The organism is Vibrio celticus, assembly GCF_024347335.1.
GTDB lineage: Bacteria > Pseudomonadota > Gammaproteobacteria > Enterobacterales > Vibrionaceae > Vibrio > Vibrio celticus.
This window is the reverse complement of the sequence record NZ_AP025463.1, coordinates 3,405,312-3,420,457: the sequence shown is the minus strand read 5'-3', so window position 1 is coordinate 3,420,457 and position 15,146 is coordinate 3,405,312. Positions and strand designations below refer to the sequence as shown.

18 protein-coding genes are annotated in these 15,146 nt (G+C 40.2%); 12 read left to right on the top strand and 6 right to left on the bottom strand.

All coding sequences use genetic code 11. The features are described 5' to 3' along the window. Positions 1–75: 75 nt before the first annotated feature. On the bottom strand, positions 76–1,317 hold the full coding sequence (gene coaBC, locus OCV19_RS15365; protein ID WP_065675979.1) for a bifunctional phosphopantothenoylcysteine decarboxylase/phosphopantothenate--cysteine ligase CoaBC: 1,242 nt from the start codon (positions 1,315–1,317) through the stop codon (positions 76–78). Positions 1,318–1,540: 223 nt separating this feature from the next. On the opposite strand from coaBC, the gene radC reads away from it, so the two are divergent. The 5 genes from radC to mutM all read left to right on the top strand — a co-directional run bounded on the left by radC (position 1,541) and on the right by mutM (position 4,525). Further along, positions 1,541–2,215, top strand: a complete 675-nt coding sequence (gene radC / locus OCV19_RS15360) for a RadC family protein (protein WP_065676007.1) — start codon at positions 1,541–1,543, stop codon at positions 2,213–2,215. 292 nt (positions 2,216–2,507) lie between these two features. Beyond that, entirely contained in the window at positions 2,508–2,744 is a 237-nt protein-coding gene (gene rpmB, locus OCV19_RS15355; RefSeq protein WP_004728407.1) for a 50S ribosomal protein L28, read from the top strand. Between the two features lie 13 nt (positions 2,745–2,757). Further along, positions 2,758–2,925, top strand: coding sequence for a 50S ribosomal protein L33 (rpmG, locus tag OCV19_RS15350; RefSeq protein WP_002535344.1), 168 nt, complete (start codon positions 2,758–2,760; stop codon positions 2,923–2,925). 203 nt (positions 2,926–3,128) lie between these two features. After that, positions 3,129–3,713, top strand: coding sequence for a hypothetical protein (locus OCV19_RS15345; protein WP_083994284.1), 585 nt, complete (start codon positions 3,129–3,131; stop codon positions 3,711–3,713). Positions 3,714–3,715: 2 nt separating this feature from the next. Next, a complete protein-coding gene (mutM, locus tag OCV19_RS15340) occupies positions 3,716–4,525 on the top strand; it encodes a bifunctional DNA-formamidopyrimidine glycosylase/DNA-(apurinic or apyrimidinic site) lyase (RefSeq protein ID WP_065675981.1) in 810 nt (269 codons plus the stop codon). 24 nt (positions 4,526–4,549) lie between these two features. Here mutM and OCV19_RS15335 read toward each other — a convergent pair whose 3' ends face one another. The 5 genes from OCV19_RS15335 to OCV19_RS15315 are packed head-to-tail and all read right to left on the bottom strand — an operon-like array spanning position 4,550 to position 8,833. Continuing rightward, a complete protein-coding gene (locus OCV19_RS15335) occupies positions 4,550–5,485 on the bottom strand; it encodes a glycosyl transferase family 90 (protein WP_065675982.1) in 936 nt (311 codons plus the stop codon). Beyond that, complete coding sequence (gene coaD / locus OCV19_RS15330; RefSeq protein ID WP_065675983.1) at positions 5,482–5,961, bottom strand: pantetheine-phosphate adenylyltransferase; 480 nt, start codon at positions 5,959–5,961, stop codon at positions 5,482–5,484. Before coaD ends, OCV19_RS15335 begins: the two co-directional genes overlap by 4 nt. Next, positions 5,930–6,988, bottom strand: coding sequence for a glycosyltransferase family 4 protein (locus OCV19_RS15325; protein ID WP_065675984.1), 1,059 nt, complete (start codon positions 6,986–6,988; stop codon positions 5,930–5,932). The genes coaD and OCV19_RS15325 overlap by 32 nt, the downstream gene beginning before the upstream one ends. A gap of 1 nt (position 6,989) precedes the next feature. Beyond that, complete coding sequence (locus tag OCV19_RS15320) at positions 6,990–7,772, bottom strand: glycosyltransferase family 2 protein (RefSeq protein ID WP_065675985.1); 783 nt, start codon at positions 7,770–7,772, stop codon at positions 6,990–6,992. Positions 7,773–7,780: 8 nt separating this feature from the next. Next, positions 7,781–8,833: a glycosyltransferase family 9 protein gene (locus tag OCV19_RS15315; RefSeq protein ID WP_065676008.1), complete on the bottom strand. Its 1,053-nt coding sequence runs from the start codon at positions 8,831–8,833 to the stop codon at positions 7,781–7,783. Between the two features lie 97 nt (positions 8,834–8,930). On the opposite strand from OCV19_RS15315, the gene OCV19_RS15310 reads away from it, so the two are divergent. The 7 genes from OCV19_RS15310 to OCV19_RS15280 all read left to right on the top strand — a co-directional run bounded on the left by OCV19_RS15310 (position 8,931) and on the right by OCV19_RS15280 (position 15,144). Then, complete coding sequence (locus OCV19_RS15310) at positions 8,931–9,638, top strand: 3-deoxy-D-manno-octulosonic acid kinase (protein ID WP_065675986.1); 708 nt, start codon at positions 8,931–8,933, stop codon at positions 9,636–9,638. 92 nt (positions 9,639–9,730) lie between these two features. Next, positions 9,731–10,798 (top strand): dTDP-glucose 4,6-dehydratase, encoded by a 1,068-nt coding sequence (gene rfbB, locus OCV19_RS15305; RefSeq protein ID WP_065675987.1) that lies wholly within the window; start codon positions 9,731–9,733, stop codon positions 10,796–10,798. Next, the gene (gene rfbA, locus OCV19_RS15300) at positions 10,795–11,673 is read left to right on the top strand and encodes a glucose-1-phosphate thymidylyltransferase RfbA (protein WP_065675988.1); all 879 of its coding nucleotides are present in this window, start codon (positions 10,795–10,797) and stop codon (positions 11,671–11,673) included. Before rfbB ends, rfbA begins: the two co-directional genes overlap by 4 nt. Beyond that, the gene (locus OCV19_RS15295; RefSeq protein ID WP_065675989.1) at positions 11,663–12,751 is read left to right on the top strand and encodes a DegT/DnrJ/EryC1/StrS aminotransferase family protein; all 1,089 of its coding nucleotides are present in this window, start codon (positions 11,663–11,665) and stop codon (positions 12,749–12,751) included. Before rfbA ends, OCV19_RS15295 begins: the two co-directional genes overlap by 11 nt. After that, entirely contained in the window at positions 12,744–13,469 is a 726-nt protein-coding gene (locus tag OCV19_RS15290; protein WP_065675990.1) for a dTDP-4-amino-4,6-dideoxyglucose formyltransferase, read from the top strand. The genes OCV19_RS15295 and OCV19_RS15290 overlap by 8 nt, the downstream gene beginning before the upstream one ends. Beyond that, the gene (locus tag OCV19_RS15285; protein ID WP_065675991.1) at positions 13,469–14,311 is read left to right on the top strand and encodes a glycosyltransferase family 2 protein; all 843 of its coding nucleotides are present in this window, start codon (positions 13,469–13,471) and stop codon (positions 14,309–14,311) included. The genes OCV19_RS15290 and OCV19_RS15285 overlap by 1 nt, the downstream gene beginning before the upstream one ends. Further along, the gene (locus OCV19_RS15280) at positions 14,308–15,144 is read left to right on the top strand and encodes a polysaccharide pyruvyl transferase family protein (protein ID WP_083994285.1); all 837 of its coding nucleotides are present in this window, start codon (positions 14,308–14,310) and stop codon (positions 15,142–15,144) included. Before OCV19_RS15285 ends, OCV19_RS15280 begins: the two co-directional genes overlap by 4 nt. Positions 15,145–15,146 lie beyond the last annotated feature (2 nt).

Here is a 15,146-nt window from a genome sequence, read left to right as displayed (position 1 = left end):
TGTTTCCTAGTTTTGTGAGCCCTAGGTCAACAGAATCGAGAGGTGTCAGCAGATTGTCAGAGCAAATTTGTGCGTTTATGCATCAATAAGCTGTTGGATCTGAGCGAGGATCTGGAAACCAAGTGTGTCTTTGCTTTCCAGTGGCAGAGATTTATCGCCGCCTTTCCAATAAAGATGCAGTTCATTGCTACTGCTATTGAAGCCTTGCCCTTCGACAGAGACATCGTTGGCGCAAATCATATCGAGGTTCTTTCTTTCCAATTTGCCGCGCGCGTACTTCTCAACATCTTGAGTTTCTGCTGCGAAGCCGACAGTAAATGGACGGCCTTCGGTCATTGAAGCGACAGAAGCGACGATATCTGGGTTCTTAACCATTTGAATGGTCATGTCGTCTTTACCGTCGACCTTTTTAAGCTTTTGGTCTGCGATGGTCTCAGGGCGGTAATCGGCAACCGCGGCGCAGCTGATGAAAATATCGTGTTGAGCCGCGTTGGCAGTAACGGCATCAAACATCTGTTGTGCGCTGTCGACATCAATGCGATTAACCTTGTTTGGCGTCGCGAGTGATACAGGGCCACTGATTAGAGTCACTGTTGCGCCTTGTTTCGCGGCCGCTTCAGCCAGTGCATAGCCCATCTTGCCTGAGCTGTGGTTGGTAATGTAACGCACCGGGTCAATGGCTTCACGAGTCGGCCCTGCAGTAATAAGCACAGAACGGCCAGTAAGCGGCTTAGGTTGGAAGAAGTCTTCACAACGGTGCACGAGCTGCATTGGCTCTAACATACGACCCATACCGACATCACCACACGCTTGTTCGCCAGCCGCTGGCCCCCAAATTTCACAACCACGACGTTTTAGTGTGGCGATGTTTTCTTGAGTGGCAGGGTGGCTGTACATCTGTTGGTTCATTGCCGGAGATACCGCAACTGGCGCATCGGTTGCTAAAACCAGAGTGGTCAGCAAGTCGTTGCCCATGCCCGCCGTCATGCGAGCAATAAGGTCAGCCGTTGCTGGCGCTAATAATACTAAATCAGCCCATTTCGCGAGTTCGATGTGCCCCATCGAAGCCTCAGCAGCAGGATCAAGCAAACTATCAGACACCGGTCTTCCAGAGACGGCTTGCATGGTGAGAGGAGTGATGAACTCCTTGGCTGCATTTGTCATCACGACTTGTACTTGCGCCCCACGTTCAATTAAGCGTCGAGTCAGTTCGGCACATTTATACGCAGCGATACCACCACTAATGCCAAGTAGGATTTTTTTCCCAGCTAGGCCTTGTAGGTCAGCGTTATCCAGTTGATTAACCAATGTTTGCATGATTCTGTTCCTTAATTTCTCTGGGACTTACGATATCAGAACAAAGGATTAGTGCCTAGAAGCAGAATTCGAACAGACTTGATGCTCATCAAATTGGTGTTATCAAACTTATCAATTACACAGTTTTGCTAGCGACTCGTTTCCTTTTCTCTTTATCAAAGGATTTCTGGTGGCAAGCTCATTAAGCTGACGGGTTGTATTCATGACCCTAAATAGCCTTTATATGCCTATAAGTAAGATGCCTGTTGAGTCGATGCCAAGAGAAAAGTTACTCAATAGAGGGCCAGACTCTTTGACTGATGCAGAGCTGCTCGCGATATTTCTTCGAACGGGTACACAAGGAATGAACGTTCTAGAGCTAGCCGACAAGTTGATCAAAGACTTTGGCTCTCTCCGTCATCTTTTTTCAGCAACGCAGGAAGAGTTTTGTGCTCATAAAGGGATGGGGCAGGCCAAGTATGTTCAATTGCAGGCTGTGTTAGAGATGACACAGCGCTATCTAGCAGAGACATTATCTCGAGGGGACGCGTTGACCAGTCCGAATCATACCAAGTTGTATCTTTCGAGTATGTTGCGCGATCGCCAGCGAGAAGCCTTCTATATATTGTTCTTAGATAATCAAAACCGGGTAATAAAGGATGAAGTCATGTTTGAAGGGACCATCGATGCAGCGTCGGTTTACCCAAGAGAAGTGGTCAAAAGGGCACTTCATCATAACGCAGCAGCATTAATCCTAGCGCACAACCATCCTTCTGGTGTCGCGGAGCCAAGCCAAGCAGATAGGCGAATTACACGTAGATTAACCGATGCATTGGCGCTGGTGGACATCCGAATTCTCGACCATTTTGTGGTTGGAGATGGTGAAGTTATCTCTTTTGCAGAGCGCGGATGGATTTGAATCACATTTTAGGTTGTTAGTTGCGTTAAATCTGCTATCATTCCGCCCACATTTTAGAACCTTAAATCAGCTCTGATTACTCAAATAGCTGCCCTGTTCAAAAAAAGATCACGAAATCCTTAAAAAGGATCTGTTCGGGTCTTGAGCAATGCATGTCAAGTTAGTATAATACGCGACCTTTGATAGCCTTGAATGGATTTTCCATTATGGTTTTTACCTCTATTTTCAGAATTGATAGAGAGGTTCGGCCACCAAGGTTGATATCGAGCTGAAACGATTTGGAGAGACATTCATGTCCCGAGTATGTCAAGTAACTGGTAAGCGTCCAGTAACGGGTAACAACCGTTCACACGCACGCAATGCTACCAAGCGTCGTTTTCTGCCGAACCTACAAACTCACCGTTTCTGGGTAGAGAGCGAAAAACGTTTTGTTAAACTACGTCTAACTGCTAAAGGCATGCGTATTATTGATAAGAAAGGCATCGATGCTGTTCTTGTTGATATCCGTGCACGTGGCGAAAACGTTTAAGAGGAATTAAGCAATGGCTAAAGGCATTCGTGAGAAAATCCGTCTAGTATCTTCTGCTGGAACTGGTCACTTCTACACAACTGACAAGAACAAGCGTAACATGCCAGGCAAATTTGAGATCAAAAAGTTTGATCCAGTAGTTCGCCAGCACGTTATGTACAAAGAAGCTAAAATCAAGTAATTGATAGCCCCTTTGTCTCTTCTTTTATAGAAGAATAAATTAAAAACCCAGCTTATAGCTGGGTTTTTTTATATCTAAAATTTGAGCAACTCAATTGCTCTTGCTTGATATAGCGCCTGATAGATAGAAAACCGTGCAACATAGAAAACATGGCCGTTTTCACGATATACTGAACACTCAATAGGTTAGATGAGCAGAATCAGATGAGATATCGTGGACGCCGATGGAACAACATACTCATGTTCAGTGTGATTGCTTTTATTGGGGTGTTAAACCTTCCAACATTGATCAAAGCTTATTTGATCGAGCCCGAACCTGAAATTACGGTCAGCAGCCCTTATCCTTATCTCCTGAACCCAACAGCAGAGCTTCAAGCGTTGCACTTTGCTAAGTGGTCTGTCATTCAACAAGACAATCAATGGGTTTATCAATTTAAAGAGACAAAACTTCCTCAAACTGCCAATGCACAAGAGTTGTCACAACGTTGGAAAGAGCTTGTGGGCACGGAAGTCGACTCACAGACCTACACAGACCTTACGCCTCGGTTAAACACACCACACACCATCGAAGTATGGTATCAAGACCAAGAAGAGCCTCAACGTATTACCTATTATCAATTACCTGAGTTCTGGTTGTTAAAAAACTGGAATGATCAGTGGTTGGCGGTGTCTATTGAAGAGAGCTACTTGTTTCCAAGCTTTGGCTCAGAAGATTCATTTAAATCAGACCATCTCTTTAAAGCAGACAAGCTATCTATACCAGACAAATCACCTAAATCGGATGACTGACTATGCCTGAATTACCCGAAGTCGAAGTAAGCCGTATGGGGATCTCACCTCATTTAGTCGGCGAGACCATTAAAACGCTTACCTTTCGCACGCCTAAGCTGCGTTGGGATATTCCTCAAGAACTTAAGCGATTAGAAGGGCAGGTGATTCGCTCTATCTCACGTCGCGCAAAGTACCTATTGATTGAAACCGATATGGGCACAGCTATAGTTCACCTCGGTATGTCTGGCTCACTGCGCGTATTAGACGCTGATTTCCCAGCAGCCAAGCACGATCACGTGGATCTTAAGCTCACCAACGGTAAAGTATTGCGCTATAACGATCCGCGCCGCTTTGGTGCATGGCTATGGTCAGCGCCTGATGAGATACATACTGTACTACTTGGCTCTGGTCCTGAGCCGCTCACTGACGACTTCAACGCCGAGTACATAGCCGAGAAGGCAGAAAAACGTAAAGTGGCCGTGAAGCAATTCATCATGGACAACAAAGTGGTGGTGGGTGTCGGAAATATCTACGCCAACGAAGCGCTATTTGCTTCACGTATTAGCCCTTTGCGCCCGGCAAGTAAAGTGACAAAAGCAGAGTGGGCCTTGTTGACCAAAGAGATCAAACAAGTGCTCGCCACCGCCATTAAACAAGGCGGTACTACCTTAAAAGATTTCGCACAAGCAGATGGCAAGCCCGGGTACTTTGCCCAAGAACTACAAGTGTATGGCAAAGCAGGTGAAAAGTGCCCTAATTGTGAAGCTCTGATTCAAGAACTAAAAATAGGGCAGAGGAACACGTTTTTTTGCAAGGAGTGTCAGAAATAGATGCTTGAGAGGAAGAGGGCAAAGTTATATTTGCCCAGATTTCTCGAAGTACTTTTTCGCTACCAGAAGTGAAATCAAGCGCTCTCGCTTTTGGTCTCTGAATTGGTTTACCCACTGGTTAGCATTTTTAATAATCAGCTCTGCTTCATTAGGGTGTTTATCATAATATTCTATTTTTTCAATTAGATCTGAGAAATCATCTTTTACTTCAACGTAGTGGATACCTGGTTGGAGTCTCCCTTCCATAAACCAGGTTTCATATTTGAGTTTAGGCGTAATGCAAAGGGAATTTGAAGACATGATCCACTTTAAGTTCGTGGCAACATCTTTCCCTTCAAGGCTGAGTATATAGCGATATTCAAGTTGCTGAACAATCGTCATTGGCTTTGTTAGGTATTTGCGTTGTTCTCCTTTAGCCAAATGTTCATCAACTCGGCCCAAATTACATTTTGGATGTCCGAAATATTTTTCTAGTAGTATACTTCGGTTCGGGCGAAATCCTGCTCCACGCCAAACAGCCATATTCTTCTTACTCTTATATGGTTTATCTTTCTCTATAAATAAGTAGTGTCTAATAGCGTTGAGCTTGAGGATGATCGAGTTATCATTATCCCCATCGATTGGACGACTTTTTAAAAAACTAGGTTCTTTGGGGACAGTAGTTACATCACCATTTACATAGTTAAATGCATATTTACTGGGAAAAGCTTTAACGACTTTGAGTAAATCATAGTAATAAGTTGTGCCACCTGTCTTCGTGAAGTGTTGTACGAGTGTTGAGTTTTTTTCAGAAAAATTAAAGTTGGACTGAAGTTTACAATAATAATCAACGCGTTGTTGAATATAATTTTGATCGTATTTACATACAGAATCTAAAGTTTTTTTTGCGTATTGGCGAAAAACAACAGCAGGTAAAATAGTAAATAAACTATTTGATAAGTAATACTTTAATTTTCTCATGACTTTAGCTTGTGTAAGAGAGCTTGATTAACAGGAGAAGGTACAAATTGAGCGACATTTCCTTTATGTATTGCAACTTCTCGGACGATTGTTGATGAAAGAAATGCATACTCTTCACTTGGGGTTAAGAAAATACTTTCAAGCTCAGGAAGGAGCTTTCTATACATACTAGTTAAACCAAACTCATACTCAAAGTCCATAGTAGTGCGTAAGCCTCGAATTAGAATATTTGCTTCTTGTTCTCTCGCGAAATCTACTAGTAAGCCACTAAAGCCCACAACGGATACATTTGTGAGATGCTTACATGACTCTTGAACTAGATTGACTCTCTCATTTAGGCTAAACATGGTGTTCTTTGATGGGCTTGCGGCCACCCCTATAACTAGGGAATCAAACATACTAGATGTGCGCTCGATGATATCAAGATGTCCATTAGTTAGGGGATCAAAGGTCCCTGGGTAAATTACATGTTTCATTTTTAACCTTGTTATAAATCTTTTCGTATTTTTGAGCTGCAGAGCCAATATCAAAAGTCTTTATCTTCTCTTGTCCACCAATTATCAGCTTTGCTTGAAGACTTGCGCTTTGTTCAACTTCTATAATAGCTTTCGCTAAAGCTATCGGGTCATTTGTATCTATGAGTAAGCCGCTCGCTCCATGAGTAATTATATCTGGTATCCCCCCTGTATTTGTAGCAATTACAGGCAGTCCAGCTTTAATACCCTCCAAGATGACAGAGCCTAAACCTTCACTATGTGATGGGTGTATTTGTAATTGTGCGGCCGCAAACCAATCCCCCATGTTCGATTGTTTACCTTCAAAGCTGATATTCGTGGCACCATTAGCTATCCTCTCTAAATTATCTCGCTCCTTGCCATCGCCGAGAAGCGCAAGGTGTATATGAGCATGGGCCTCAGATAGCTGTTTCATAGCTTTTATAGAGACATCAAATGCCTTGTGTTTAACCATATTTGCAGCGTGGATAATTAGGAACTTGTTCTCAAATCGTTGCTTTAACTTTTCAAGGTTCCGGTCATTAACGTCGTAACTCACCGGAGAACTTGCAATTTTATAGACAGCCTTATGAGGATATTTATCTTTGATCTCGTTAACTATTTCTGAACTTAGGCCTACAATCGAAGAAGCTCTTGAATAAGCTAGATTTGAAAAAAACCTTTTCTTAAGAGAGTTGTCAATTCGGCGTGTAACTATATATGGGATTCTATAGAGCATACTTTGAATTAATGCCCAATAGATAGCTCTTCCTTCATGTACATGAATTAGCGCGCAGCCATCAGTAATAGATCTAGAATGCTCTTTTAGGAAGTGTGTTGACGGTACCAATTTACAGCTCAGTTGATTAACTGCGGTATAAAAAGGACTAGTGGGGTTAGCAACTACCGTAAGTGAGTACCCTAGCTCTATTTGATGTTTGATCAAAGTGAGAGTTTGGTTTTCTCCTCCATGATAGCCTGACGCTAAGTTAACGTGACAGATCTGCATTCTACCAGACCTTATTGAAGTCAGTTTTCTCTAAGACTGTTGGATCGCGTTGCATCTCTAGCAGTTTGGCATATTTTAAATAGCTATTCACCGCAGAGCTTAACGCTACTGTCATCCCATCAGTGCCCCCTAAGAAACCTTTTTGAAAAACAAACTTTCGAATGAAAGCACTTAAACCATGAATAAATGGTGACATCGAGTTTGCTCTTTTACCTTTTTGATACATTATTTTTGCTGCTCGTCCACTAAAGTCTCTCCCCGGCTTAGCGAAAAGTTGTCCAAGGTTTTCGAATGAATAATGAATTAGGTCTGCATCAAGTTGGCAAGGGTTATTTGCTTGCACTGATGCATGTTGTTTAACAGCAGAAAAGCGAGTTTTATTTCTATTATACAAACGGATACAAAAATCAGGGTACCAACCGCACTGTTTAATCCAGCGACTGCCAATGTAGTTACGTCGACGAAATGCAAATGCATCATGTTCGGTTTGTTTTAGGTTAAGTGCGTTGATTGAGTCTACACACTTATCGGTGAGACGCTCATCAGCGTCAATACTGAGTATCCAATCGTTACTAGCATAGTCTAAACCTACGTTTTTTTGGATACCATCACCTAGATAAGGTTGTGATATTACCTTTGCGCCGAGTTGAGAGGCTAACTCCACCGTATTATCTGTGCTTTCTGAATCAACAATAATCACTTCATTACATACTCTTTGTAATGAAAGGATGCATTCTTCAACATTTTTTTCTTCATTTAGAGTTATTACTACGCCTGTTATCATCGGTTAACCTATTTTTTATTAAGAATGTTGTCAGCGACACAGTTGAATCTTTCAATTACTTTAGATGATGGAATCTGATCCATTGCACTTTTGTCTTTGACGCGAGTTCGCCAGTCGAGATCTTGGCTTTGTTTCCCTGTCTCAGAGAAAATGGCTTCTTCATAAACTGATACAACATAGTTGAGGTAATGATATGGCCCTACTCGTTTTGGGTTATGGTGTGCATAGAGGCCAATCACTGGTGTTTCCATAGCATTAGCCATGTGTGTTGGACCCGTATCTGGAGCTATTACCATATTTACTTTATCAATCAACGCTAACATTTGCATGATTGAACTTTCTCCAACTAAGTTCAGACAAGGTTCTGTTAGTTTTCTCTGTATCTCTTCTGCTAGGTCTATTTCAACTTTCGCAGGGCTACCTGCTAGTATAACGTTCCAACCAGTTCCCCTTGCATGGTTAATTACGTCAACATACCCTTCAGTATTCCAGTTCTTGTATGCTTTACTCGCTCCGGGAACCAATAATAAGTTGGGTTTCTCTGAGTCTAGCTTTGTCTCCGCCCAAGCCTTGTCTTCTTCAGAATAAGACAAATACCAAGATAGCTCAGATTGAGGTACACCAATCTTATGAGCAAAGGCCATCAATCCATCTGCGACATGCAGAGATGAGGGCGAGCTCACTTTGGTATTGGTAAATAACGTCTGAAAATCTTGACTGCGATCGGCCGCAAACCCGAGTTTGTATTTTGCCTTGATACCCAGAGTGGCAAAGCTTGCACGAAGTGCGTATTGCATATGAAGTAGCGCATCAAACTCACGACCTTTGAGCTGCCGCCACAGCGACTTGTAGCCTTCAAGGCCCGCTTTTTTGTCAAAGGTGAGCACTTCCACGCCTTCAATTGCAGCGAGTAATTGAGCTTCTAACTTTCCGGTGATCCAAGTAATCTTGGTAGCAGGCCATTGCTTTTGAATTGCTTGAACAGTGGCGATGGTGTTGCACACGTCACCTATCGCTGAAAGTCGCAAAATACAGAGTGATTTAGGGGCAGATTCGAACAAAGGCATGAAGTGAACTCTATCAAATTGATTAATAAGAATTATGCAGTTGGGCTAGGGGAATGTAAAATAAAACTAAGCAATTAAGTAGGTAGATAGGATGCAAACGCTTAACTTTGACAATCAAGTGATTTGGTTTGACGAATCATTAATTTCACAGGATCAGGCAAAGCATGCCTTTGACGCTGAGTATTGGCAGCAACAAAATAAAATCATAGGGAGCGCCACGGGGCGTGGTACGACGTGGTTTGTTGAGTTAGGCACTATTCAAGCAGCATTGCGCCATTACCGTCGTGGTGGCCTATTTGGCAAGCTTGTAGAAGACAGCTATTTGTACTTTGGCGACAAGGAAACTCGAAGCTATCAAGAGTTTGAGTTGCTGAAGCTACTGAGAGAGGCCGGTGTGAATGTACCTAAGCCGATTGCCGCTCGAGTAGTGAAAAATAGTATTACCTACCAAGCGGATCTTTTGAGTGAAAAGATCCCGAATGCTAGAGATTTAGTGGGAATTCTTGAAAAACAATCATTGTCTGATGTTGCGTATTATGCAATTGGTGTGGAAATCGCTAAAATGCACAAAGCACAGATTAATCACACAGATTTAAACATCCACAATATTCTTATCGATATGAATGATAAAATATGGATTATTGACTTTGATAAGTGCCAGGAGATGGCAGGCTGTCATTGGAAAACGAAGAATTTAGAGCGCCTTAAACGCTCATTTTTAAAAGAAGTAAACAAGCGCAATATTCAGTGGCAAGAAAGTGACTTTCAAGAGTTGCTCGAAGGATATCGAAGCGTTTAAGAGAATCAAATCATTTTGTAGTCGAAGTACTTAGATAAATAGAATTTAACATTAGAAGCACTGCGCTTAATGAGTACTTTAGGGAAAATAACATGAAATTTTTAGTTACAGGTGGTGCCGGTTTTATAGGCTCTGCAGTTATTCGTCATATTATTCATCACACTGAAAGTTCGGTTATTAATGTAGATAAGCTGACATACGCCGGAAATTTAGAGTCTCTTTCAGAGGTTGCCAGCCATGATCGCTACTGCTTTGAAAAAGTAGATATTTGTGACCGTTTAGAGCTGGATCGTTTATTTTTGGAGCATAAACCAGATGTGGTGATGCACTTAGCGGCGGAGTCACATGTCGATCGCTCAATTGATGGCCCTGCCGCCTTCATTGAGACTAATATCGTAGGTACTTATACTTTATTGGAAGCAACGCGCTCGTATTGGAATGACTTGAGTGAAGATAAAAAGAAGGCGTTTCGTTTCCATCACATATCAACTGATGAAGTTTATGGAGACTTGGAAGGTACTGAAGATCTGTTTACAGAAACAACCTCTTATGAACCATCTAGTCCATACTCTGCATCTAAAGCTTCTAGTGATCACCTTGTTCGATCATGGCTAAGAACCTATGGTTTACCAACAATAGTTACAAATTGTTCGAATAATTATGGACCATATCACTTCCCTGAAAAACTCATCCCATTAATGATCTTAAATGCCTTAGAGGGCAAGCCACTACCTGTATACGGTGATGGTATGCAAATTCGTGATTGGCTATACGTTGAGGATCACGCTAGAGCGCTTTATAAGGTTGTTACTGAAGGAGGGGTAGGAGAGACCTATAATATTGGTGGTCACAACGAGAAAGCAAACATTGACGTTGTTAAAGCGATTTGTTTGTTGCTAGAGGAAATGGTTCCTAGCAAGCCTCAAGGTGTTAATCAATATCAAGACTTGATTACATACGTGACTGACCGTCCAGGTCATGATGTTCGTTATGCCATTGATGCATCCAAAATTGAGCGAGAGTTAGGCTGGGTTCCAGAAGATAGTTTTGAGTCTGGCATCCGTAAAACGGTTGAATGGTACTTGAACAATAAGCAATGGTGGAGCCGCGTATTGGATGGTTCGTACAGTATGGAACGATTAGGGCAGGGTAGCGAATGAAAGGGATTATTCTTGCCGGCGGTTCAGGTACGCGTTTGTACCCATTGACACGAGGTGTATCTAAACAACTGTTACCAGTTTACGATAAACCAATGATTTATTATCCACTTTCCGTTCTGATGCTAGCTGGTATTCGAGACATTCTGATAATCACGACACCAGAAGATCAAGAGGGCTTTAAGCGCCTACTTGGTGATGGCTCTGACTTTGGTGTTTCTTTAGAGTTTGCTATTCAACCTTCCCCAGATGGCCTCGCGCAAGCTTTCATCATTGGCGAAGAGTTCATTGGTGACGATTCAGTTTGTCTTGTACTAGGTGATAATATTTTTTATGGTCAAGGTTTTACACCAATTCTACAACAAGCAGCAAATCGTAATGTTGGTGCAACTGTATTTGGTTATCAGGTGAAAGATCCTGAGCGTTTTGGCGTAGTAGAGTTTGATGAGAGCATGCAGGCGGTTTCAATAGAAGAGAAGCCGGAAACGCCGAAATCAAACTATGCTGTAACGGGGCTGTATTTCTACGATAATAATGTGGTTGAGCTTGCTAAAAAGGTAAAACCCTCTGAACGTGGAGAGTTAGAAATATCAACATTGAATCAAATGTACTTAGAGCAGGGTAACCTCAATGTTCAGTTGCTTGGACGAGGTTTTGCATGGTTAGACACTGGGACCCATGCAAGTCTCCATGAAGCTTCATCTTTCGTGCAAACGATAGAAAATGTACAAGGCCTGAAAGTGGCTTGTTTAGAAGAAATTGCATTTTACAATGGCTGGATGAGCAAAGATCAGTTAAAGGCATCTGCTGAAGAGTTGAGTAAAAATAGTTATGGAGCCTATCTCTCTAACTTAGTGAAAGAAAAATATGACAATTAAACTTAATAATCCATTGAAGCCAGATATAGACAAACTAACAAGCTATCTAGAGCAAGTTCATGATAATGGGTGGTATACCAACTTCGGCCCTTTGCACCAGCAACTTACAGATAGACTTGAAGAGTTTTTAGATGTTGAAAACCTGTTGCTTGTTTCTAATGGTACAGTAGCATTACAAGTTGCATGTAAAGTTCTTGGAGTGGAGCGTGCTATTTCAACTCCTTTTAGCTTTGTCGCGACAACATCGGCTCTGATGTGGCAAGGTATTGATGTGGCCTACTGTGATATAGAGGCTAATTCTTATAATTTGTCGCCAGTTGCCATCAAATCTGCTCTGGCGGCAAAAGAAAGCAGATTTGATGGTATTGTTGCAACTCACGTATATGGTAACCCTTGTGATGTAAAAGAGATTGGTCGCGTTGCAGACGTGCACAATGTCAAAGTGATATACGATGCTGCTCATGCTTTTGGCGTTAAGGTTGATAAACAATCTGTTTTGAAGTTTGGTGATGCAAGTACATTGAGCTTTCATGCGACTAAAATATTCCATACAGTTGAAGGTGGAGCGATTGTCTTTAAAAACCGAGACGATTTTTTGCGTGCTAAATCTTTGATCAACTTTGGCATTCAAGATAACGGCTCTCTTGGTGAACCTGGAATTAATGCAAAGTTAAATGAGTACCAGTGTGCTGTTGGCTTAACTCTTCTCGACCAAATCGAAGATATAATTACGCATCGATCTCATTTGTTAGAGCTCTATCGTCAGGGGTTAACTGGGGTTGTAGAAATGCCAACTTGGCATCAAGGTGCATCATATAATGGTGCATACATGCCTATTTTTATTGAATGTGAAGATAAACAAGCTGCTTTATTAGCTGTATTATCTAAAAATAACATTCAGTACCGCCGTTATTTTTCACCTTCTCTTAATATAGCATATCCGAATAATTATGATTTTGGTTGTCCTATTAGTAAGAAAATTGCGCAAGGTATCATTTGTTTACCTCTACATTACAGTATTACTCCGGAAAATATAGTGTTTGTTTGCGAAACTATTTGTGAGGCTTTAAATGATTAATTTATTAGTTGTTTCTGATAATGTCGAATTGGTTTGTCATATAAAAAAAGTATCTATTAACTTAGTGGAAGAAGTTGATATAGATTACTGTTATAGCAGTATAAATAAGTCTCCTGAAATTTTAATTAACTTGGGAATGAAAGAGGTTAATGTAAAAGATGAGTCAGTTGTTTCTTATTTAATAAAAAAATATGATTTAATAATTTCTGCTCATTGTAAGCAAATATTTCCTGAAAGTTTGGTGGAAGGCATTAGATGTTTAAATATACATCCAGGTTTAAATCCATATAACAGGGGGTGGTTTCCACAGGTATTTTCAATAGTCAATAAAAAACCAGTTGGTTGTACTATTCATGTAATGGACAAAAAGGTTGATCATGGTTCAATTATATACCAAAGAGAGGTTGAAATTGAAGCGTGGGATACATCATATGATGTATATAATAAGGTTATCGAGCAAGAAAAAAAACTAATCACAAACAACCTGTCAGACTTAATTAATGGTAATTATTGTCTTGAAAATATGTATTTTGAGGGGAATTATAATTCTATAAGTGACTTCAAAGAAATGTCTGAATTGAAATTAAATAGCACAGGGACATTAAGTGAGCATATTGATTTGTTGCGATCTCTAACTCATGGGGATTATAAAAATGCATTTTTCATTGATGGTAATGGAAGTAAGGTGTTTGTATCGATTAATCTGGAAAAAGAATAATGAAAATATCAGTATTATGCGTTTGTTATAATCATGAGGCTTATATATCTGATGCCATTAATGGTATTCTTAATCAGAAAGTGAATATTCCTATTGAGTTGATAATATATGATGATTTATCAACTGACTCAAGTAGAGATATAATAGACTCTATCATTGATTCTTATAATGGTGATGTCGAAATAAAAAAAGTCTATGCTGAAGAGAATCAATATTCTCAAGGGATTATGACGATGTTCCTTTTACTTCCTTATGTTGAAGGGGATTTCATAGCATTCTGTGAGGGTGATGATTATTGGACAGATGAGTTAAAGTTAGAGAAACAATATAATCTATTATTAGATTCATCAATGAATATTTGCTGCCATCCTGCGCTCACATTGTACAATGGTAACATTGAAGACAAAGGTTACGGTTATCATGGAAAGGATATAAAAGAGTTATCCTATAAAAAAATAGTGAAGTCTAAAGGTGGAATTATGCCAATGGCTTCTATTTTTATTAGATCTCAACCTCTTTTAGACTTTGCAAATGAAGAGCCTGTTTTTTTAAAGAAACACTTCTATCACTCCGTCATACAAATTGTAGTAGCTAGAGATAATGGAGCATTATATTTACCCGATAAAATGTCAGTTTATCGAAGTATGCATGAAGGATCATGGAGTTTTCAACAGTCAACTAACTACAAATTAAGGGAAAAACAATTTCAAGATTTTAAAGAGAGAATGTTTTTCTTTATGAACAAGTATAAGAGTAGACACTTTTTACTTTTCTTTTCACTATACTTGAAAAGGCTGTTGAAAAGTTATAAAAATAAAATTAGAACAGGGAAAATGTTTTGAAAAATTATAGCGGTATTAGAGGGTTCATAAAAAAACTATCATATAAATATGATAAAACTAAAAAAGTAGACTCTCGTTCTGAATTAGCATTGCACTGGTGGAATGGGCGTGTCAACCTTGGTGATGTTGTAAATAAGTACATAGTAGAACAACTTTCTGGTAAGAGTGTAGTGTGGTCATCAGCAAAGTCTAATCAAGAGCACTACCTAGTTATTGGTTCTGTTCTACAGTCTTGCAATGATAATGCAGTTGTTTGGGGCAGTGGGATTATTTCCGATAAAAAAAATCCTCTTTTTAAGCCTAAAAAAGTATATGCAGTCCGAGGGCCTAAAACTCGAGAGGTTTTATTGTCTCGAGGTATTAAATGTCCAGAAATATATGGTGATCCTGCACTAATACTACCTACATTAATTAAACCTAATATTGCTGACAAAAGGTATAAACTAGGGATTATTCCACATTATAAAAATAAAAATGATGGATTCTTTAATCGAGCATTACCAGGCGATGTGAAAATTATCGATATCGAAACTGATAATATTCAAAAGTTTGTTGATGATATTGTATCTTGTGACTTAATTGTATCTAGCTCATTGCATGGTATTATTATTTCTGATGCCTATGGCATTCCAGCACATCACGTTTGCTTTGATGAAATCATCACAGGTGGTGAGTTTAAGTTTTTTGATTACTATCTATCTGTTGGTAGAGAGTGTACACATCCAATTAAGTTGTCCATATCGACTAACTTGGATGAGTTATACTCCTTACCTAAAGACTATAATTTGAGTATTGATATTGTTCCACTACTCAATAGTTGCCCTTTTAAATGATA